This is a genomic window from Methylobacterium sp. J-118, assembly GCF_057836565.1.
This window is the reverse complement of record NZ_JBYQFA010000001.1, coordinates 4,159,100-4,177,573: the sequence shown is the minus strand read 5'-3', so window position 1 is coordinate 4,177,573 and position 18,474 is coordinate 4,159,100. Positions and strand designations below refer to the sequence as shown.

20 protein-coding genes are annotated in these 18,474 nt (G+C 71.9%); 6 read left to right on the top strand and 14 right to left on the bottom strand.

Annotation, left to right across the window (positions count from 1 at the left end):
* Positions 1-4 precede the first annotated feature (4 nt).
* Both AC3IF3_RS20255 and zapE read right to left on the bottom strand, forming a co-directional pair.
* The gene (locus tag AC3IF3_RS20255) at positions 5-2,965 is read right to left on the bottom strand and encodes a response regulator (protein ID WP_489230047.1); all 2,961 of its coding nucleotides are present in this window, start codon (positions 2,963-2,965) and stop codon (positions 5-7) included.
* Positions 2,962-4,176 (bottom strand): cell division protein ZapE, encoded by a 1,215-nt coding sequence (gene zapE, locus AC3IF3_RS20250; RefSeq protein ID WP_489230046.1) that lies wholly within the window; start codon positions 4,174-4,176, stop codon positions 2,962-2,964. Before zapE ends, AC3IF3_RS20255 begins: the two co-directional genes overlap by 4 nt.
* A gap of 305 nt (positions 4,177-4,481) precedes the next feature.
* Between zapE and AC3IF3_RS20245 the strand changes: the two genes are divergently transcribed.
* Positions 4,482-5,075, top strand: a complete 594-nt coding sequence (locus AC3IF3_RS20245; protein WP_489230045.1) for a GNAT family N-acetyltransferase — start codon at positions 4,482-4,484, stop codon at positions 5,073-5,075.
* Between the two features lie 9 nt (positions 5,076-5,084).
* Here AC3IF3_RS20245 and AC3IF3_RS20240 read toward each other — a convergent pair whose 3' ends face one another.
* Both AC3IF3_RS20240 and AC3IF3_RS20235 read right to left on the bottom strand, forming a co-directional pair.
* On the bottom strand, positions 5,085-5,846 hold the full coding sequence (locus tag AC3IF3_RS20240; RefSeq protein ID WP_489230044.1) for a ComF family protein: 762 nt from the start codon (positions 5,844-5,846) through the stop codon (positions 5,085-5,087).
* 27 nt (positions 5,847-5,873) lie between these two features.
* Complete coding sequence (locus AC3IF3_RS20235; RefSeq protein ID WP_243967631.1) at positions 5,874-6,119, bottom strand: hypothetical protein; 246 nt, start codon at positions 6,117-6,119, stop codon at positions 5,874-5,876.
* A gap of 168 nt (positions 6,120-6,287) precedes the next feature.
* On the opposite strand from AC3IF3_RS20235, the gene AC3IF3_RS20230 reads away from it, so the two are divergent.
* Entirely contained in the window at positions 6,288-7,178 is an 891-nt protein-coding gene (locus AC3IF3_RS20230; RefSeq protein ID WP_489230043.1) for a methyltransferase domain-containing protein, read from the top strand.
* Entirely contained in the window at positions 7,175-7,537 is a 363-nt protein-coding gene (locus AC3IF3_RS20225; RefSeq protein ID WP_489230042.1) for a DUF427 domain-containing protein, read from the top strand. The genes AC3IF3_RS20230 and AC3IF3_RS20225 overlap by 4 nt, the downstream gene beginning before the upstream one ends.
* 190 nt (positions 7,538-7,727) lie before the next feature.
* On the opposite strand, the gene AC3IF3_RS20220 is transcribed toward AC3IF3_RS20225, so the two are convergent.
* Positions 7,728-9,194, bottom strand: a complete 1,467-nt coding sequence (locus tag AC3IF3_RS20220; RefSeq protein WP_489230041.1) for a DUF6880 family protein — start codon at positions 9,192-9,194, stop codon at positions 7,728-7,730.
* Positions 9,195-9,288: 94 nt separating this feature from the next.
* Complete coding sequence (locus AC3IF3_RS20215; protein WP_243967635.1) at positions 9,289-9,528, bottom strand: hypothetical protein; 240 nt, start codon at positions 9,526-9,528, stop codon at positions 9,289-9,291.
* 142 nt (positions 9,529-9,670) lie between these two features.
* Between AC3IF3_RS20215 and AC3IF3_RS20210 the strand changes: the two genes are divergently transcribed.
* Positions 9,671-9,925, top strand: coding sequence for a hypothetical protein (locus tag AC3IF3_RS20210; RefSeq protein ID WP_489230040.1), 255 nt, complete (start codon positions 9,671-9,673; stop codon positions 9,923-9,925).
* Between the two features lie 6 nt (positions 9,926-9,931).
* On the opposite strand, the gene fabI is transcribed toward AC3IF3_RS20210, so the two are convergent.
* The 4 genes from fabI to fabA all read right to left on the bottom strand — a co-directional run bounded on the left by fabI (position 9,932) and on the right by fabA (position 13,036).
* Positions 9,932-10,762 (bottom strand): enoyl-ACP reductase FabI, encoded by an 831-nt coding sequence (gene fabI, locus AC3IF3_RS20205; protein WP_489230039.1) that lies wholly within the window; start codon positions 10,760-10,762, stop codon positions 9,932-9,934.
* Between the two features lie 183 nt (positions 10,763-10,945).
* On the bottom strand, positions 10,946-11,068 hold the full coding sequence (locus tag AC3IF3_RS20200; RefSeq protein WP_489230038.1) for a hypothetical protein: 123 nt from the start codon (positions 11,066-11,068) through the stop codon (positions 10,946-10,948).
* A 75-nt stretch (positions 11,069-11,143) separates the two neighbouring features.
* Positions 11,144-12,370 carry a beta-ketoacyl-ACP synthase I gene (gene fabB / locus AC3IF3_RS20195; RefSeq protein ID WP_489217806.1) on the bottom strand — a complete coding sequence of 409 codons (1,227 nt, stop codon included), beginning with the start codon at positions 12,368-12,370 and terminating at the stop codon, positions 11,144-11,146.
* A gap of 129 nt (positions 12,371-12,499) precedes the next feature.
* Positions 12,500-13,036: a 3-hydroxyacyl-[acyl-carrier-protein] dehydratase FabA gene (fabA, locus tag AC3IF3_RS20190; RefSeq protein ID WP_243967639.1), complete on the bottom strand. Its 537-nt coding sequence runs from the start codon at positions 13,034-13,036 to the stop codon at positions 12,500-12,502.
* Between the two features lie 219 nt (positions 13,037-13,255).
* Between fabA and irr the strand changes: the two genes are divergently transcribed.
* A complete protein-coding gene (gene irr / locus AC3IF3_RS20185) occupies positions 13,256-13,771 on the top strand; it encodes a Fur family transcriptional regulator Irr (protein ID WP_243967641.1) in 516 nt (171 codons plus the stop codon).
* A gap of 79 nt (positions 13,772-13,850) precedes the next feature.
* Here irr and AC3IF3_RS20180 read toward each other — a convergent pair whose 3' ends face one another.
* Positions 13,851-14,414: an SH3 domain-containing protein gene (locus AC3IF3_RS20180; protein WP_243967642.1), complete on the bottom strand. Its 564-nt coding sequence runs from the start codon at positions 14,412-14,414 to the stop codon at positions 13,851-13,853.
* 255 nt (positions 14,415-14,669) lie between these two features.
* On the opposite strand from AC3IF3_RS20180, the gene AC3IF3_RS20175 reads away from it, so the two are divergent.
* Entirely contained in the window at positions 14,670-15,668 is a 999-nt protein-coding gene (locus AC3IF3_RS20175; protein WP_243967643.1) for a 2-hydroxyacid dehydrogenase, read from the top strand.
* A 33-nt stretch (positions 15,669-15,701) separates the two neighbouring features.
* On the opposite strand, the gene AC3IF3_RS20170 is transcribed toward AC3IF3_RS20175, so the two are convergent.
* The 3 genes from AC3IF3_RS20170 to AC3IF3_RS20160 all read right to left on the bottom strand — a co-directional run bounded on the left by AC3IF3_RS20170 (position 15,702) and on the right by AC3IF3_RS20160 (position 18,370).
* On the bottom strand, positions 15,702-16,325 hold the full coding sequence (locus AC3IF3_RS20170) for a Crp/Fnr family transcriptional regulator (protein ID WP_489230037.1): 624 nt from the start codon (positions 16,323-16,325) through the stop codon (positions 15,702-15,704).
* A gap of 99 nt (positions 16,326-16,424) precedes the next feature.
* Positions 16,425-17,048, bottom strand: coding sequence for a Crp/Fnr family transcriptional regulator (locus AC3IF3_RS20165; protein WP_489230036.1), 624 nt, complete (start codon positions 17,046-17,048; stop codon positions 16,425-16,427).
* Between the two features lie 86 nt (positions 17,049-17,134).
* Positions 17,135-18,370: a flavin monoamine oxidase family protein gene (locus AC3IF3_RS20160; RefSeq protein ID WP_489231346.1), complete on the bottom strand. Its 1,236-nt coding sequence runs from the start codon at positions 18,368-18,370 to the stop codon at positions 17,135-17,137.
* Between the last annotated feature and the right edge of the window lie 104 nt (positions 18,371-18,474).

The window sequence follows — 18,474 nt, the reverse complement described above, 5'->3', positions numbered from 1 at the left end:
CCGGTCAGGCGGCGTCGGCCTGCGCCGGCATCAGGGCGCGGAGTTCGCGGGCGAGTTCCGCGAGCCCGGTCTTGCCCTTGGCGAGCACCAGATCGGCCTGTCCAGCGAGGCGCCGCCGGTCCTCCGCGGTGATGTCCTTGGCGGTGAGCACCACCACCGGCACGTCGCGCCACTCCGCCCGCTCCCGGAGGGTGCGCAGGAAGGTGAAGCCGTCCATCTCCGGCATCATCAGGTCGAGGAGGATCAGGGCGGGCCGCTCCTGCGCCATCGCGTCCAGCGCGCGGACGCCGTTCTCGGCCTCGCGCACGGGGAAACCCTCGCGCCGGAGATAGGTGCAGAGATGCTCGCGCACATCCGGCTCGTCCTCGACCACCAGGATCGGTCCCGCGCCGCCCGCGGGCCGGAACCGTTCGACGATCTGGCGCAGGCTGCCCCAGTCGATCGGCTTCTGCAGGTAGTCCGTCGCGCCCAGCGAGAAGGCGAGGTTCTGCTCGTCCAGCACCGTCACCATCACGATCGGGGTCGCCCCGATCTCCGGCTCGGCCCGCAGGGTCCGCAGCACCGCCCAGCCATCCATCTGCGGCATGGTCACGTCGAGGAGAACCGCCCGGGGGCGCAGGCTCCGGGCGAGTTCGAGCCCCCGCCGCCCGTCCTCGGCGACCGCCACCGAGAAGCCCTCCCGCTCCAGGAAGCGGGCCAGCAGATCGCGGGTGGCGGCATCGTCGTCGACCACCAGGATGGTGTTGCGGTCGCCGACCACGGCGCCGGCTTCGTCCGGGTCCGGCGTCCCGGGTTCCTGGAACCGCAGCGGCAGCGTCAGCGTGAAGGTGGTGCCCTCCCCCTGGCGGCTCTCCACGGTGATCGCGCCCCCGAGCATCCCGGCGAAGGCCCGGGTGATCGCGAGGCCGAGGCCGGTTCCGCCGAAGCGGCGGGTCGTCGAGGCGTCGGCCTGGGCGAAGCGCTCGAACAGCTTGCCCACCTGCTCGGCATTCATGCCGATGCCGGTGTCAGAGACGGCGAAGCGCAGCATGTCCCCGGCGCGGGCGACCGCCAGGGTGATCCGGCCGTTCTCGGTGAACTTCGCGGCGTTGCTCAAGAGGTTGATCAGGCACTGGCGCAGCTTCGTGACGTCGGTATGGGCGCTGCCCAGATCCTCCGCCAGGTCGAGCACCAGGGCGTTGCCCTTCTTGCCAATCAGCCCCTCGACGCTGTCGGCGACCTCGCGCACCACCGCGGCCACGGCGAAATCCTCCGCGAAGATCTCGATCCGGTCGGCCTCGATCTTCGAGATGTCGAGCACGTCGTTGATCAGGCCGAGCAGGTGCCGGGCATTGGACTCGATCTTCTTCATGTCCCCGATGAGCCCGGCCTCGCCCAGATCCTCCAACTCCTCCTGGACCATCTCGGAATAGCCGATCACCGCCGAGAGCGGCGTGCGCAATTCGTGGCTCATGTTGGCCAGGAACTGGCTCTTGGCGGTATTGGCCGCCTCGGCGGCCGCGCGGGCGGCCTCGATCGCCGCCTCGGCCTGCTTGCGCTCCGTGATGTCGGTGTGGGTGCCGACCCATTCGCGCAGAGTCCCGTCCGGTTCGAGGATCGGGACGGCGCGCACGCTCATGTGCCGGTAGGCCCCGGACGCGTCGCGGATGCGGTGCTCGGTGCTGTAGGATTGCCGCGTCGCCACCGCCCGCGCCCAGGCGGCCTGGGTGCGCGCGCGATCCTCGGGATGGACGACGTCCAAGAAGCCCAGGCCGGCATAGGCGATCTCGCCCTGTCCGGTGAAGCGGCTCCAGGCGACCTGCCGGCGCTGCAGGCTCCCCTCCGGATTGGCCGTCCAGACGATCGCCGCGCTGGCCTCGATCAGCGAGCGGAACCGTTCCTCGCTCCGGCGCAGCCGGGCCTCCGCCAGGTGGCGGATGGTGTCGTCCACCACCACGAGGCCGACGCCCTCGACATCCTGTCCCGCCTCGCCCGTGACGGCGTCCGCGCCGCGGAGCGGGTAGAAGCTCATCGAGAACTGGCGCAGGCCCCCCGGCGCCGAGGGCGCCGGCACCGCGACCGGGACGTCGGGCGAGACGAGGCCCTCGCCGAGCGCCGCGGCGAGCTTGGGCGCCAACTCCTCGCGCAGGGTCGGCAGCATCGCCCAGATCGGGGCGCCGAGATCGGCCCCGAAGCCCCGCTCGCTCATGGTGGCAAGCGCCCGGTTCATGTGGCGGATCTGCAGGTTGCGGTCGAGGAAACCGAGGCCGACCGGCGCGTTCGCCAGGACCCCGTCGAGGAGGCGCGACATGCGCAGGGATTCCTGCCGCCGGACCAGGGCGAGCCGCGCGAGCAGCACGATGGCGCCCAGCGCCGCGGCGCCGGAGAGCAGGAACAGGACCAGCCCGCGCCGGTGCGCGCGGACCTGCAGGGCGGCGAGGTTTTCGGCGGCGACCTCCTGGCGCGCGGCGGCCTCGATGCGGATCGCGTCCATGAGGCGCTTGCCCTCGCCCGTCCGGACGAGGTCGGTCGCCGCGTCGAAGCCCTGGTCACGGCGCGCCGCGATCACCCGGGTGGCGAAGTCCCGCTTCTGCGCGACCAGACCCGCGAGCGCCCTTCCGCCGGGGCGGACCGGCTCCTGCGCCACCGAGCCGAGGCTCGCCAGTTCCGATTCGATCTTCGGCAGGGCGAGCGTGTAGGGCGTGAGATACGCCTCGCTGCCGACCAGCACGAAGCCCCGTTCCCCGGTCTCGAGATCCTTCACCTCGGAGATCAGGCGCTCGACCTCGCCGATGATGGCGCTGGCCCGCGCGGTCGCGGCCCTGTCGGCCTCGCCGGCGAGGTAATTCGCCGTGCCGGCCGCCAGGGCGACGACGAGCAGGATGAAGGCGGTGGGCGAGCTCAGGAGCGGACCCAGGGGCCCCGCGCCGCGCCAGTTCCGCCGGCGCAGGCGGAAGATCGAACCGACGCCGGTACGGGCGCTCATGTCTCGACCAGCCCGGTGCTGGCACCCGACGCCTCCGAATCCGATCGGCCGTGCGGCAGGGCGAGATAGTCCCGGGAGCGCATCTCGATCAGGCGGGAGACGGTCCGGTCGAATTCGAAGGCCTCCCGGCCGGTCCCGGCGGCGTAGAGATCCTGCGCGTCGGCGGCGGCTGACGCCACCAGCTTCACGTGCCGGTCGTAGAGCGTGTCGATCAGCGTGATGAAGCGCTTGGCCTCGTTGCGCTCGGCCTCCTGCATCACGGGGATGCCGTCGAGGATCACCGTATGATAGGCGCGGGCCAGCGCCATGTAGTCGGAGGCGCCGAGGGGTTTCCGGCAGAGATCGTCGAAGGCGAACCGCGCGACCCCCCCCGCCGCCTCGGGAATCGCGACCTGCCGCCCCTGGACCGTCAGGGCCGCCGGCCGGCCCTTCGCCTGTCCGGTCAGCCCCTTGAAGGCGGCGTCGAGGGCGGCGCGGGCGGCCGCGTCCGCCGGGACATGGTACACGGCCGCGCCGCCGAGCTTCTCCAGGCGGAAATCGGTGCGCGCGTCGAGGCGCATCACCTCCACCCGCTCCTTCAGCGTCTCGATGAACGGCAGGAACAGCGCCCGGTTGAGCCCGCCCTCGTAGAGCCGGTCCGGCTCGACGTTCGAGGTCGCCACCACGGTGACGCCGCGCCGGAACAGGTGGCCGAACAGGCGGCCGAGGATCATGGCGTCGGCGATGTCGGTCACGGTGAACTCGTCGAAGCACAGCAGCGTCGCCTCGTCGGCGAGCTGGTCGGCCACGGGTCCGATCGGGTCGTCGCCCTTCACGGTGCCGGCCTTCAGCGCCTGGCGATAGGCGTAGATGCGCGCGTGGGCGTCCGCCAGGAAGCCGTGGAAGTGGACCCGCCGCTTCGGCTCCGGCGCGGCCTCGTGGAACAGGTCCATCAGCATCGTCTTGCCGCGTCCGACCGAGCCCCAGATGTAGAGCCCCTTCGGCGTCTCGGGCTCGTCCCGGCGCCGGAACAGCCAGCCCAGCGCGCTGGTCTTGCTCGCGCGCCTGCGGCGCTGAAGATCCTGGCTCAGCCGGTCTAGGGCGCGGACCAGCCGCGCCTGGGCCGGGTCCCGCTCGATCGTGCCGGTGGCGACGAGGGCCTCGTAGCGGTCATGCACGGGTCCGGGCGAGACGGCGCCGGCCCGCGCCTCCGGCGACGGAGAATGTTGCATGCCGGGTCTGTCGTTCACGCCGCCGGTTCCTCGCCCCTCGCCGCGGCGCCCGACCGGCACCTCCCGCCCCGCCGCCGCGCCGGGCCTTCCCCTGTGCCGGGGAAGACCGGCCTGAATCAAGCCCGTGCGGAGGGCCGGCGGATCGGATGGCGCATCCGGCCGGCGCATGGCAGCCACGCGGACGCGGCGCCCGGGTATTCTGCTGCATTGCACAACGCCGGGCGAGGTGCGAGATCAGGGCCGTGTTCTAGGGAGGGACGTCCGGATCAACCTGCGCTGCAACGCGCGAAGACCGGAGACCCATCATGGCCGTTCGAGCGAGCGACGTGTCGGTCCACAGCATCCGGCGCCTGTGGCCCGCCGACCGCAACGCGGTCCTCGCCTATTTCCTGCGCCTGGATCCCGAGACCCGGGCGAGCCGCTTCATGGGCAGTGTCGGCGAGGCCGGCGTGCGGGCCTATGCCGCGCAGGCGATCCGCGCCGAGGGCGCGATGTACGGTGCCTTCGTGGACGGCGTCCTGCGCGGGCTCGGCGAGCTCCGGCCGATGGGGCCGACCCGATCGCGTCTCGTGCTGGGCCCCCAGGCGGAGGCGGCCTTCGCGGTCGAGCCGGCCTTCCGCCGCCGGGGCATCGGCGCCGACCTGTTCGCGCGAATCGCCCGCGCCGCGCGTCACCGCGGCGTGACCGACCTGCACGTGCGCTGCCTATCCGGGAACGGGCCGATGCTGCGGCTGGCCGTTAAGCACGGGGCGGCGCTCCAGCGCGCGGGCGGCGAGATCGACGGCGCCCTCCAGCTCGAACGGCCGACGCCGGTCTCGCTCTGGTACGAGGGCATCGCAGAGGCGTTCGACTTCAGCCTGGCGGTGAGTTTTCCGGACCGGGACCGCGCCTCGGCCTGAGGCAGCCGCTCACCCGGCCGCGCCGTCGACCAGGGCGAAGGTCAGCAGATCGACGGCGGCGGCCCCGCCGCGCAGGAGCGCCCGGGCGGCGGCGTTGCCCGTGGCCCCCGTAGTGGTGACGTCGTCGACGAGGAGGACCCGGCGCCCGCGGATCCGATGCGCCTCGGAGGCCGGCACCCGGAACGCGCCGCTCAGGTTCTCGGCCCGGGCGGCGCGGCTCAGCCCGACCTGCGGGCGCGTCGCGCGAACGCGGGCCAGAGCGGTCGGCGCGAAGGTGAGCGTCGTCCCCGCGGTGATCGCCCGACCCAGGAGCGCCGCCTGGTTGAAGCGGCGGCGCCGCAGGCGTCCTCGGTGCAGCGGGACCGGCACGAGGCACTCCGCCTCGGCGATCAGCGTCCGGCCGGTCGCGGCCATCATCCGCGCCATCACGCCCGCGAGGTCGAGGCGATCCTCGTATTTCAGGCGGTGGACGAGACGACGGGCGACGGCGTCATAGAGGGCGACGGCGCGACCCCGTTCGAAGACCGGCGGATCGGCGATGGCCCTGGGGGATAGCAGCGGCCCGACGCCGAGATCTACCGCGAACGGCGTTCCGTATCGCTGGCAGACCGGCTCCTCGATCAGGCGCAGGCCCGACCAGCAGGCGGGGCATAGGGCGCCCGGATCGGCCGTGGCGGCGCCGCAGGCCACGCAGGTCGGCGGGTAGATCAGCGCGAGTGCCCCGCGCGGCAGGCCGCGCAGGGCCGAAGCGACGGCCTGGAGTGCCGTCACGGCGGTACCGAATCGGCAGTCTCGGCCTTAGCGGGCCGAGACGGGGCGCGCGTCGGGGGCCATCGGCTGCTGGTCCAGTTGGCGGGCGCGGGCATTGGCCCGGTGGCGGCCGATGGCGCAGCCGGCCGCGGCACCGAGGAGGCCGTGATGGCCCGCATAGTGACCCGCGATACCGCCGACGATGGCGCCTTTGATGCAGCCCTTCGCTTCGGCGGTGCCGGCCGCGGTGAGGGCTGCGAGGGCCATGGCGGCCCCGACCAGCATGCGCGTCATGGTGGAAACTCCTCAATCGTCTCAGCCCTTGGGCCGTATCCAGCAGGAACAGCGACGCTGCCGAGTCGTTCCACCATCCTACATCCGCTCACGGGTCCGTGTGGACCCGTCGGAACGCGGGTGTGCCGGTGCTGGCGGCCGGGCCTCGCGCACGCCATCTGAGCATCGATGGACGCCCCTTCCGCCCTGCTCGACACCGCCCTCGCCCGGCACCGCCTGGCCCGCGCCGCGAGGATCGGCTACGCCGGATTCCTGCTCGACCGCCTCGTCGAGGATCTCGACGATCGCCTCGGCGCGGTGCTGCGCGGCTTCTCCACCGTGCTCGACCTCGCCACGCCCATGCCGGCGGCCGTACCGGTCCTGGCGGCGCGGTACCCGGAGGCGCTGCATGTCCGGCTCGCCCCGTGGCCCGAGCCCGGCGCCGGCCGGATCGTCGGCGATCCGGAGGTGCTGCCGCTGGCGGCCGGGAGCGTCGATCTCGCGGTCTCGCTGCTGACGCTGCACGCGGTCAACGACCTGCCGGGCACGCTGATCCAGCTCCGCCGGACCCTCCGGCCGGACGGCCTGTTCGTCGGCTGCCTGCTCGGGGGCGCCACCCTCACCGAGCTGCGCCAGAGCTTCGGCCAGGCCGAGAGCGAGGTCGAGGGCGGGGTCAGCCCGCGGGTCGCGCCCTTCGCGGCCGTGCGCGAGGCTGGCGCCCTGCTGCAACGGGCGGGCTTCGCCCTCCCGGTGGCCGACACCGACACGCTCACCGTGCGCTACGCCGACCCGTTCGGCCTGATGCGCGACCTGCGGGCCATGGGCATGACCAACGTGCTCACCGAACGTCGGCGGACGCCTCTGCGCCGGGCGACCCTGCTGCGCATGGCGGAGATCTATGCCGCGCGCTTCTCGGATCCCGACGGCCGGGTGCGGGCGACCTTCGAGGTGCTGTGGCTGTCCGGCTGGGCGCCGCACGAGAGCCAGCAGAAGCCGCTGCGGCCCGGCAGCGCCAAGGCGCGCCTCGCCGACGCCCTCGGGACGATCGAGTTGAAGCCGGAGGAAGGACGTTCGTCATGAAGCTGCCAGGACCCGACCACCCCATTACCATCACGCCGGAGACGCGCCGCGTGCGCGTCCTCGTGGCCGGCATCGCGGTCGCCGACACGCGCCGCGCCCTGCGCCTGGCGGAGGGCCGATACGAGCCGGTGTTCTACGTGCCCCGGGACGACATCCGGCAGGAGCATTTCGCGGCCTCGGCGCGCACGAGCCATTGCCCGTACAAGGGGGATGCGCGCTACTTCGACCTCGCGGTCGACGGCACGAACCGGCCCGACGCGGTGTGGAGCTACGAGGCGCCCTACTCCGCGGTCGCGGCGATCCGGGAGCACGTGGCGTTCTACCCGGACCGGGTCGATGCCATCCTGGTGACGGATTGACGGAGGCCATCGTCCGGTCGCCGGAAGGGCACTTCAGAGCGGCCACGCGCCCGCCCTCGCGGGGGGGCGGAAGACGCGGGCCTGGGTCCGCCATCACCCCTCCCAAAACGATGTCCGACCATCGTAGCTAAGACGGGAGCGCGGGTTCATCGCGGTCGAGACCCATGGCCCGCCGCGCGCGGAAGCGGTCCTAATCCCGCACCAATCCCCAGAAGGCGTGCCTGCGTCCATACACCCGCCGCAGCTCCGCACGGTATGCCTCCGGGTCGGGGTCGAGGGCGCCCGCCTCGATCCGTGGGGCCAGGCCGCCGAGTTCCGCGAGGTAGCGGGCTGCGTGCGGATAGGCGGCGTTGCGGTTGTCGGCGAGGATGGCGTCGATCAGCCGGCGGTAGAGGATCGCGGCGGCGAGCGGATGGTCCTGGGCCATGGCTTCGGCGGCCGGGGCCAGCACCGCGTAGTCCTGGCCCCGCCAGATAGCCGGCCGGTCCGTCACCAGCCGGGCGGCGCGCCGCAGGTCCGGCCAGCCCACCAGGAAGGCGAGCGCCCGATGGGGATCCGGGAAGGCCGCAGCGTGGTCGAGCCCGCGCAGGAGCGCGTCCTCGTCCTCGAAATCCGGAAGCTTGGCCAGATGGGCGCGCAGCAGCGGGGCGTCCAAGTCCCGCACGAACTGTGCCCAGCGCAGGGCCTGCGCATCGTCCCCGCGCCCAAGGGCGTCGAGGACTTCGATCTCCACCATCAGCCGCTCGCGCTCCACCGCCCGCAGGTCGAAGCCGGCGATCAGGTCGGCCCGGGTGGCGAGGCGGCGTTCCGGATCCTGCGGCCGCCGGATCCAGTCCAGAGCCTCCCCCGGGCGCCCGGCGCCGAGGAGGCGACGGGCGATCTCGGCACGGTTCTCACCGCCCGGCGCGATCGCTTCCTCCAGTGCGACGAAGGCGTCCGGGTCGCCCCGGCGATCGGCGATGGCCTGGCGCAGGCGCAGGATCTGGCCACGGACGGCTGCGCGGTAGGGAGCCGGCGCGTTGCGGGGATGGCTGGTCCCGGGTTGTGCCGCCGCGGCCTCGGACAATCGGCCATCGATCTCGGCGAGGGCGTCGGCGGCGAGCGTCGGGATCAACGCGGCGAGGACCGTGCCCAGGGGGCCGAACGGATCCGCGGTGACGGACGACAGCAACCGCGTGGCGACCTGCGCGGCCGCCTCAGGCGGCAACGCACGCGCGATGGCCACGAAGGCCTCGGAGGCCCGCTCGAACACGCCCTGGACGGTGCCGTTGCCGTCGTCCACGCGGTTCAGGACGCCATCGGCCGCGTCGAGGAAACGCCGGAGCCGGTCGAGGGCGGCGGCGGGATCCAGGGGGCGCAACTCGTCGAGGATCACCGTGACCGTGGCGTTCAGGTCCGCCACGAAGGCGCGCCGCCTCTGCCAGTCGATGAAGCCCTCCGCGGATTCGAGAGCGGCCAGCCGCCGGTCCACGATCCCCGCCACGGCCTCCGGCCCCTGAAGCACGGCCAGAGCCGCGCTCACCAGTTTCTTGAAGGCCGGATTGCGCCCGGTCTCGCCCAGGATCAGCCCGATCAGGCGTTCGGGAGCGAGCGCGGCCAGGGTTTCGGGTGTCGGCGTCGTGCGCCGCGCACCCTTTGGCAGGGCCGTTCCCGCCAACCGCGGCTTGGCGCCCGCCGCCTTTTTTCCGATGCCTGCCCGCGCCACGTCGGCCCCGTCGATGCGCCCGATCCCGCGGGCCGCGACCGTCTCGCTACTCCACGACCTTGGCGCGGGGCCGATCGTTCCCTTGGGCGGTCTCGTCGTGCCAGCCCCCGGCCTGGTCCTGGTAGCGGATGCCCTCCGTGGACCCCGGCACCTGCTGCTCGGCGGCCGCGGCCTGGGCGGCCTGCAGCGCTTCATCGCGGCTCGGGAACGTCTCGGAGAAGACGTCGCCGACCTTGTAGGCGAAGCCGCCGTCATGCTCGACGATGCGATAGGTAACCTCAGACATCTCGCCTCCTGCACGCGCCCGTCTTGGTTGAGCGCGAACCCCCCGGAGGCGAAGCGGTTCCAGAACGGCCGCGCCTTCGGCCTCCGATCCGCCGGAAAGTGCCCGTAGCGCGGACCGATCCCGGCGCCAGACGATTCATCCGATGCAGCTTCGACCGATCCTCGCCCTCGTTCTCCTCGTGGCCGCGCAGCCGGCCCGCGCCGAGGACGGATTCTTCGACAGGCTTTTCGGCGGGTCCGGGCGGGGCGCGCCGCCCAACCCCTTCGCGTCGAATTACCCCTCCGCGCCGCCCACGGCCGAGGACATCCGGTCCGAGCGCCAGCGGCGGGCGGGCCGCGGCGAGCGCGGCGGCCGGGAGGCCGGCCCCCTGCCCCCGGGGCGCGTCCCGGAGGAGTGACGCGGTTCAGGCGGCGCCGACGACGCCCGCCTCGTCCTGCGCCTGGAGCACGTCCGGGCGCGGCATCGAGATGATGTTGTAGCCGGCATCGACGAAATGGACCTCGCCGGTGACCCCGCCCGAGAGCGGCGACAGCAGATAGAGGGCCGAGCCGCCGACATCCTCCAGGGTCACCGTGCGCCGCAACGGGGCGTGGGCGCGCTGGTGGTTGAACATCAGCCGGGCATCGGCGATCCCGGCGCCGGCCAGCGTGCGCATCGGCCCGGCCGAGAGGGCGTTCACCCGGATCCCGTCCGGCCCGAGATCGCCGGCGAGATAACGCACCGACGCTTCCAGCGCCGCCTTGGCGACCCCCATCACGTTGTAGTTGGGCATGACCCGCGTCGAGCCGCCGTAGGTGAGCGTCAGGAGCGAGCCGCCGGCCTTCATCCGTTTGGCCGCGCGCTGGGCGATCTCGGTGAAGGAGAAGCACGAGATCGTCATGGTGCGCGCGAAGTTCTCGCGGGTGGTCACGTCGACGTAGCGGCCCTTGAGCTGCGCCTTGTCGGAGAAGCCGATCGCGTGGACGACGAAATCGAGGCCGCCGTCGAAGCGCGCGTCGAGCGCCGCGAAGGCGGTATCCACCGAGGCCAGATCCTCCACGTCGCAGGGCAGGACGATGTCCGAATCGAGCTGCGCGGCCAGCGGCGTGACGCGCCGGCCCAGCGCCTCGCCCTGATACGTGAAGGCGAGCCGCGCACCCTGACCGTGGAGAGCCTTGGCAATGCCCCAGGCAATCGAGTGATCGTTGGCGACGCCCATGATGAGGCCGCGCCTGCCCGCCATCAAACCCGTCATGCCGACCTGTTTCCCGAACGAGCGCACCGCACCCGGAAGGTGGGGACGGGCCGCGCAACGCTCGACCGAACCGCGGCAGGGTGCCTTAGCGCGCCTCGCTCCCCGTTCCAAACGGCCGTCGGTCGGTGGCGGATAAAAAAAGCCCCGCCTAGGGGCGGGGCGTTCACGATCTGGCGGCCCGGCTCAGAAGTAGCCGTTCGTATGGGAGCGGGCTTCCTCGATCAGGGCCTGCTTGGCGTAGATCGCCGCAAGTCCTGCGAGCACCAGCCCGCCCAACGTTCCGAGGATGAAAGTCCCCATCGCCACCACCAGATCTCAACATCCGGTAAACGCCGTCCTTCCGACAACGGTTCCGGCCATCGGGTTCAGGCGTCGACGTGTTCAGGCGTCGACGTGCTTCAGGACCAGGGTGGCGTTGGTCCCGCCGAAACCGAAGGAATTGGTCAGGACGTGGCCGAGTTTGGCATTGTCCCGGCGCTGCCGCAGGATCGGCATGTCGGCGAAGGCCGGATCGAGCGTGTCGATATGGGCGCTCTCGCAGATGAAGCCGTTCTGCATCATCAGCAGGCTGTAGATCGCCTCCTGCACGCCGGTGGCGCCGAGCGAATGGCCGGTCAGGGACTTCGTGGCGGCGATCGGCGGGCAGGCTTCGCCCCGGCCGAACACCGCGCGGATCGCCTCGATCTCCTTGTCGTCGCCCACCGGCGTCGAGGTGGCGTGCGGGTTGATGTAGTCGATCCGCGCGCCCTTCAGGCCTTCGAGCGCCTGGCGCATGCAGCGCACCGCGCCCTCGCCGGACGGCGCGACCATGTCGTGCCCGTCCGAGGTCGCGCCGTAGCCCGCGATCTCCCCGTAGATCCGGGCGCCGCGCGCCCTGGCGTGCTCCAGCTCCTCGAGGACCAGGACGCCGGCGCCGCCCGCGATGACGAAACCGTCGCGGTTGGCGTCGTAGGCCCGGGAGGCCCGGGACGGGGTGTCGTTGAACTTCGACGACATGGCGCCCATGGCGTCGAACAGCACCGACAGGGTCCAGTCGAGATCCTCGCAGCCGCCGGCGAAGATGATGTCCTGCCGGCCGCCCTGGATGATCTCGGCGGCGTTGCCGATGCAATGGTTCGACGTCGCGCAGGCCGACGAGATCGAGTAGTTCACGCCGCGGATCTTGAACCACGTGGCCAGCGTCGCCGAGGCGGTCGACGACATCGCCTTGGGCACCGCGAACGGGCCGATGCGCTTCGGGCCCTTCTCCCGGGCGATGGCCGCAGATTCCACGATCACCCGGGTCGAGGGACCGCCCGAGCCCATGATGATGCCGGTGCGCTCGTTGGAGACGTCCCCCGCCTCCAGGCCCGCATCGGCGATCGCCTGATCCATGGCGACATGGTTCCAGGCGGTACCGCCGCCGTGGAAGCGCATGGCCCGCCGGTCGACCACACCCTCGGGGTCGAGGGTCGGCGCGCCGGAGACTTGGCTGCGGAAGCCGTGCTCGGCGTAGCTGGCGTCGCGCGCGATGCCCGAGCGGGCTTCACGCAGGGAGGCCAGCACCTCCTGCGTGTTGTTGCCGATGGACGAGACGATGCCCATCCCGGTGATGACGACACGGCGCATGATGGTGACGATACCTCCGTCGCGGCGTCGCACGTCCGCACCGCGTCCCGGTCAGCTAAGATGACGCGGACACAATCTCAACCGCCGAAGGCATCCGACGTTGCGTCCGGCGCCCCCGAACCGACCCGCTCAGCTCTGGAACAGGCCGACGCGCATGTCCTGGACTTGGTAGACGCGCTCGCCGTCGGCCTCAAGCCAGCCGTCGCCGATGCCGAGCACCAGCTTGCCCTGGCGGACGCGCTTCACGTCGACATTGTAGACCACCCGCTTCATCGACGGGAGGACCTGACCGGCGAGCTTGACCTCGCCCACGCCCAGGGCCCGCCCGCGCCCGGGGGCGCCGAGCCAGCCGAGATGGAAGCCGAGCATCTGCCAGAGGGCGTCGAGCCCGAGGCAGCCGGGCATCACGGGATCGCCCTGGAAGTGACAGGGGAAGAACCAGAGGTCGGGCCGGATGTCGAGTTCCGCGGTCACGTGCCCCTTGCCGTGGGCGCCGCCCTCGGCGCCGATCGACGTGATGCGGTCGAACATCAGCATCGGCGGCAGCGGCAGTTGCGCGTTCCCGGCTCCGAAGAGTTCGCCGCGGCCGCAGGCCAGCAGGTCCTCGTAGGAGAAGTGCGTCCGGCGGCTCGCGTTCGGGGCAGAGGTTTCGGCGTCTGGCGGCATTGCGTGGGTTGTTTCCTCGGAATGTGCCGCGGGTGCGGCACGCTCGCGGGCGAAGGCCTCCGCCCCGCTGTGTGGCGCGCGGGGTAGCACGCGGCGATGCACCTTCAAAGCCGCGAGCGGCCCCGTCGGCGCGGTGACGCTCGGGTTGCGACCGCATGGCCAGTTCCATATACTGGTCAGAATCTTCCTCAGGCCCCTCGTCGAGCGTTCAGTCCAGCGATGTCCGAACCGGTGCCATTCCAGGCCATCTTCAACGGGCGGGTGCCTGCCCCGCAGCTGGAGGCCAACGGCACGCCGCGCCGCGGCTGCCCGCTCTCCGACCTGCGCGATCGTCTGCGCCGGGCGGGCCTGCGGCCGACCCGGCAGCGCCTGTCCCTGGGCTGGCTGCTGTTCGGCCGTGGCGACCGTCACCTGACGGCCGAGATGCTCTACGACGAAGCGATGCGCGCCAAGGTGCCGGTCTCGCTGGCCACCGTCTACAACACCCTGCACCAGTTCACCGAGGCCGGGCTGCTGCGCCAGCTCGCCCTCGACGGGTCGAAGGCCTATTTCGACACGAACCCCAGCGAGCACCACCACTTCTACCTCGAGGATGAGGGTCAGGTGATCGACATGCCCGATTGCGGCATCACCGTCGATTCGCTCCCCGAAGCCCCCGAGGGCATGGAGATTGCCGGGGTCGAGGTGATCGTCCGTCTGCGGCGCAGCCGGCCCGCCGGGCGCCGCCAGAGCTGAGCCGGCACGGCAGGATCGGGATCGCAGGATCGTCGCAGGGGCCCGGCATCGTCCGGGCCCCGCGCCGTTGCGGGACCTCCTACTCCACGACCTCGTTCGGGTAGACCCCCCAGAGGCGGTTCTGCCGGATGTAGCCGTCCACGTCCCGCTTGTTCGGCAGGGCGACGATCAGGCGGCACCACGCGCCGGTGCAGCTCTTCACGCTGCCGATCACCCCGGTCTGAAGCCGGGCCTCGTCCTCGGCGCCGTCCTCCGCCTTGGCCCGAAGCGAGATGGCGGCCTTCTCGACACCCTTGTCGGGGCCGGCATTGACGATGGCGGTGCGCCGCCCCGAGAGCAGCGAGTGCAGGACCCAGCCCTCGGTCCCCTCCGAGTCGCGGATCCGGCGCCAGGTCTCGAACTCGCCCACGATCTCCACCGGCAGGCCGGCGCGCTGGAACACCCACAGGGTGCGGTGATCCTTGGACGGACCCTCGCGCAGATTGACGCGATCGGTCTTCAGGCTGGCGTAGCGCGGCAGCGGCAGCTTGGTGACCGGCCCGATCCCGGCCTCCGGGGGCGCGGCGGGCGCCGCCAGGGCGCCTGTGGCGAAGCCCCCCGCCAGCAGCGCCGCGACGGCGAGGCTGAGGCGTGACACGCGCATGGTCGTCTCCCTGTCCGGACGGCGGATGGTGGCTGTCGGGCTTGTCGCAGGCGAGGCCTTTCGGCAAGCCGGCTTCGTCGGCATCAGATTGTGTTCCGGCCCACCTCTGATAGAGAGGCGAATGGGTCGGACCAGGCTCCGGGATCGGCGCCGCGTGACTGGTCCTGTCTGGCCGAATTCGGTTAACGGACGCTTGCGTGAAGCGGTCCGGCCGGGAGCCGCCGCTACGGCCGCAGAGCTGACGGGGAGAGAAACGTGTCGAAGCGCAAGCCGCTGGTGGTCGTGACGCGGCGCCTGCCGGATGCAGTCGAGACGCGGATGCGCGAGCTGTTCGACGTCCGCCTCAGTTCCGACGACGCGCCCATGGCGGCGGACGCGATGGCGGCGGCCCTGCGCGAGGCCGACGTCCTGGTCCCCACCGTCACCGACGAGGTCGATGCCGGGCTGATCGCCCAGGCCGGCCCGAACCTCCGGCTCATCGCCAATTTCGGCAACGGCGTCGATCACATCGACGTGGCGGCGGCGCTGGAGCGCGGTATCACGGTCACCAACACCCCGGGCGTGCTGACCGAGGACACCGCCGACATGACGATGGCGCTGATCCTCGCCGTCGCCCGCCGGGTCACCGAGGGCGCGCGGATCATCCCCGACGACGAGTGGACCACCGGCTGGTCGCCGACCTGGATGCTCGGCCGGCGCATCACCGGCAAGCGCCTCGGGATCGTCGGCATGGGCCGGATCGGGCAGGCGCTCGCCAAGCGCGCCCGGGCCTTCGGCCTCCAGGTCCATTACCACAACCGCCGCCGGGTGCCGGCCGCCATCGAGGGCGCGCTGGACGCCACCTACTGGGAATCCCTCGACCAGATGCTCGCCCGGGTCGACATCGTGTCGGTGAACTGCCCGCACACGCCGGCGACCTACCACCTGCTCTCGGCCCGGCGTCTCAAGCTGCTCAAGCCCGAGGCGGTGGTGGTAAACACCGCCCGCGGTGAGGTGATCGACGAGAACGCCCTGGCGCGGTTGATCGAGGGCGGCGAGATCTCGGCGGCCGGCCTCGACGTGTTCGAGCAGGAGCCGGCGGTCAGCCCGCGGCTCGTCAAGCTCGCCCGGCAGGGCAAGGTCGTGCTGCTGCCCCATATGGGCTCGGCGACCTACGAGAGCCGCATCGACATGGGCGAGAAGGTCATCATCAACATCAAGACCTTCATGGACGGCCACCGGCCGCCGGACCGGATCCTGCCCAGCATGCTCTGACAAGGCCGGGTCCCGGCAACGCGTTCGCTTCTCTCAGAGGGCGTCGGCGGTCGCCACTGGCCGCTTGGCGGCTTCGACGCTCTGGAACAGCCGCTCCGTCGTCAGCTTCAGGAATAAGAAGCCGAAGTCCGGGTTCTGGTAGTACAGCGCCTTGAGGTCGGAATAGGTCACGCACAGGGCCTTGCCGGGCTCCTCGCAGATCAGCGAGGCCGTGCGGGCGTTGCCCGGCGCGAGCAGGCCCAACTCGCCGACGATCCCGCCCGCCCGCACCGCGATCCCGACCTCCGGGACCCGGAAGACGCCGCTCTCGATGTAGTACATCTCGTAAGCGGGATCGCCCGCACGGAACACGGTCTCGTCCGCCCCGAAGGCCCGCTCCGTCCCGAACGGGCGCAGCCAGCCAAGGGACAGGTCCCCCGCGGCGGCTTTCTTCGCGTCGCCGACCAGACGGAACATCTGCCACAGCCGGTAGATGTTGAACGGGATCTCGAACAGTTCCGTGAGGACGACCGGCATGCTGCCGATGAGGATCCCGTAAGTCACCAGGGCGAAGCTTGCGGAGAGACCGATGATCCGCAGGGGGATCATCGTGGTCATCGCCGTCGACAGGATCACCAGGGCCGTGCCGAGATAACCGATCCCCTCGATCCAATCCATGCCCGCCCCGCCGAACCGATTGCGCGGCCCAGATAACGTAGGGTGCATTGACTTCGCAAGACGATCTGCCCGGCGACGCGGCCCGCGGACAGGATTGCGTCAGATGACGTCGCCCGTAACACTCGGGCGTTTCATGCCTTGAACGCCCTGGAAGAGGCGCTCGCTTGTCAGTTTGAGAAAATAGAATCCGAATTCGGGGTTCTGATAGTAGAGTTGCTTGACGTCGGAATAGGTCACGCACAACGCGTGGCCGGGCTCGGTGCAGATCAGGGAGGCGGTGCGCGTGTTGCCTGGCGACAGCAGGCCCAACTCGCCGACGATCCCGCCCGCGCGCACCTCGATGCCCACCTCGGGGATCCGGAACGCGCCGCTCTCGACGTAATACATCTCGTCCGCGGTATCGCCCTTCTTGAACACGACTTCGCCGGTGCCGAACGGGCGGCGCGAACCGAACGGGCGCAGCCATTCAAGGGACAGATCGCCGTCGGCGGCGGTCTCGACGTCGCGGACGAGGCGCAGCATCTGCCAGAGCCGATAGGCGTTGAAGGGCATCTGGATCAGCTCGGTGAGCACCACCGGCATGCTGCCGATCAGCGATCCGTAGATGATCACCGCGCAGCTCGCGCAGAGGGAGATGATCCGTAAGGGGATCATCGTGCTCATGGCGGTGGCCGAGATCGTCAGTGCCGTGCCGAGGTAGCCGATCGCCTCGATCCAATCCATGGTCGTCCCCCTTGCCGATGGCTCGGGGGATGCCCGTCCGCTGGATCGCCCGCAAGCCGCCCGGCTGTCCGGGCGGTGCGCGTGCCTTAGGCCGTGCCCGATCGGAGACGCTCGGCGACCGCCTCCGCGGCCCGCGACCCCTCGGCGTAGGCCCCCCCCACCGTGCCCCATTGCTCCCGGGAGAGCGCCTCCCCGGCGAACCAGACCGTGTCGCCCACGGGCGCGTGCAGGCTCTGCCGGGCCGGCGCGTGGCCTGGCGGGACCACGGCCCAGGAGCCCCGGGACCATGGGTCGTGGCGCCACGCGCTCACCGCCGGGATGGTCAGGTCGCGCAGGCGTGCCGCCCCGAACAGATCGCCCAGGACCGCCCGCACGTGCCGGCGGACCCCGTCCGCCCCGGCCCCGGCGGCGTCCAGGGCCGCGGCCTCGTGCAGGTCGAGTTCGTAGTAATGGAACGGCGTGCCGTCGATGCGGGTGAGCAGGCCCGGGGGCGTGTGGCGCCTCCCGTGGATCGCCGCCAGACGGTCGCGGCCGCGGAACGGGCTCGACGGCCAGTGCAGCACCGCGTGCTCGTAGATCCCGGTGGTGAAGCCGTCGATGGCGGCACGCACGGCATTCGGCAGCGGCGGGGTGAAGGCCGGCCCGTCGCGCAGCACCATCATCGGCACGGTGACGATCACCGCCCGCGCCCGGTATTCCCGGCCGCCGGCGGTGGTCAGGCGGACGCGGCGGTCCGACCAGTCGACCCGCGTCACCGCGGTCCCCAGCGCCACCGGCAGCCCGTCGGCGAGGCGGGCCAGATAGCTGCCGTAGCCGTCGGCGAGGAAGAAGTTGTCGCTGTACTCCATGCTGGGGAAGTCCTGGAGCGAGACCTCGCCCAGAGGCCGGCCCGAGACCAGGCCATGGACCTGCGCCACCCGGGCGCCCCAGGGGCCGAGGCCCGGCGGCAGGGCGCGCGCGGCCGGACGGTCGGCCCCGGGCTGCGCGGCGCCGCGGGTCATCGCGTGGTCCGCGCGGGCGAAGGCCCGGGCGTTGGCGCGGACCTCGTCGCTCCGTCCCGGCCGGCGCCCGACCCAGACATGGCTGTCCTGCGCCGCCCGGCGCAGGCGCTCGCCGCGGGCCCGGCCCAGAGCCACCAGGGGGTTGATCGGTCCGGCATGGAGCCAGTGGGCGCCGAGGTCGAGGGCGTGGCCGCGCAGCGTCACCGTCAGGGCGCGGCCGCCGACACGGTCCCGGGCCTCCAGCACCGCCACCGCCACCCCCCGGGCCGCGAGCGTCCGCGCCGCGCCGATCCCCGCCGCCCCGGCCCCGATCACCAGCACCTCCGGATCGTCCGGCAGCGGCGCGAGCCGGGGCCGGTAGGCGGGCGCGCGGGGCGGGTCGGCGCTGCGATCCCCGGCCGCCCGCGGATCCGGCGAGACCCCTC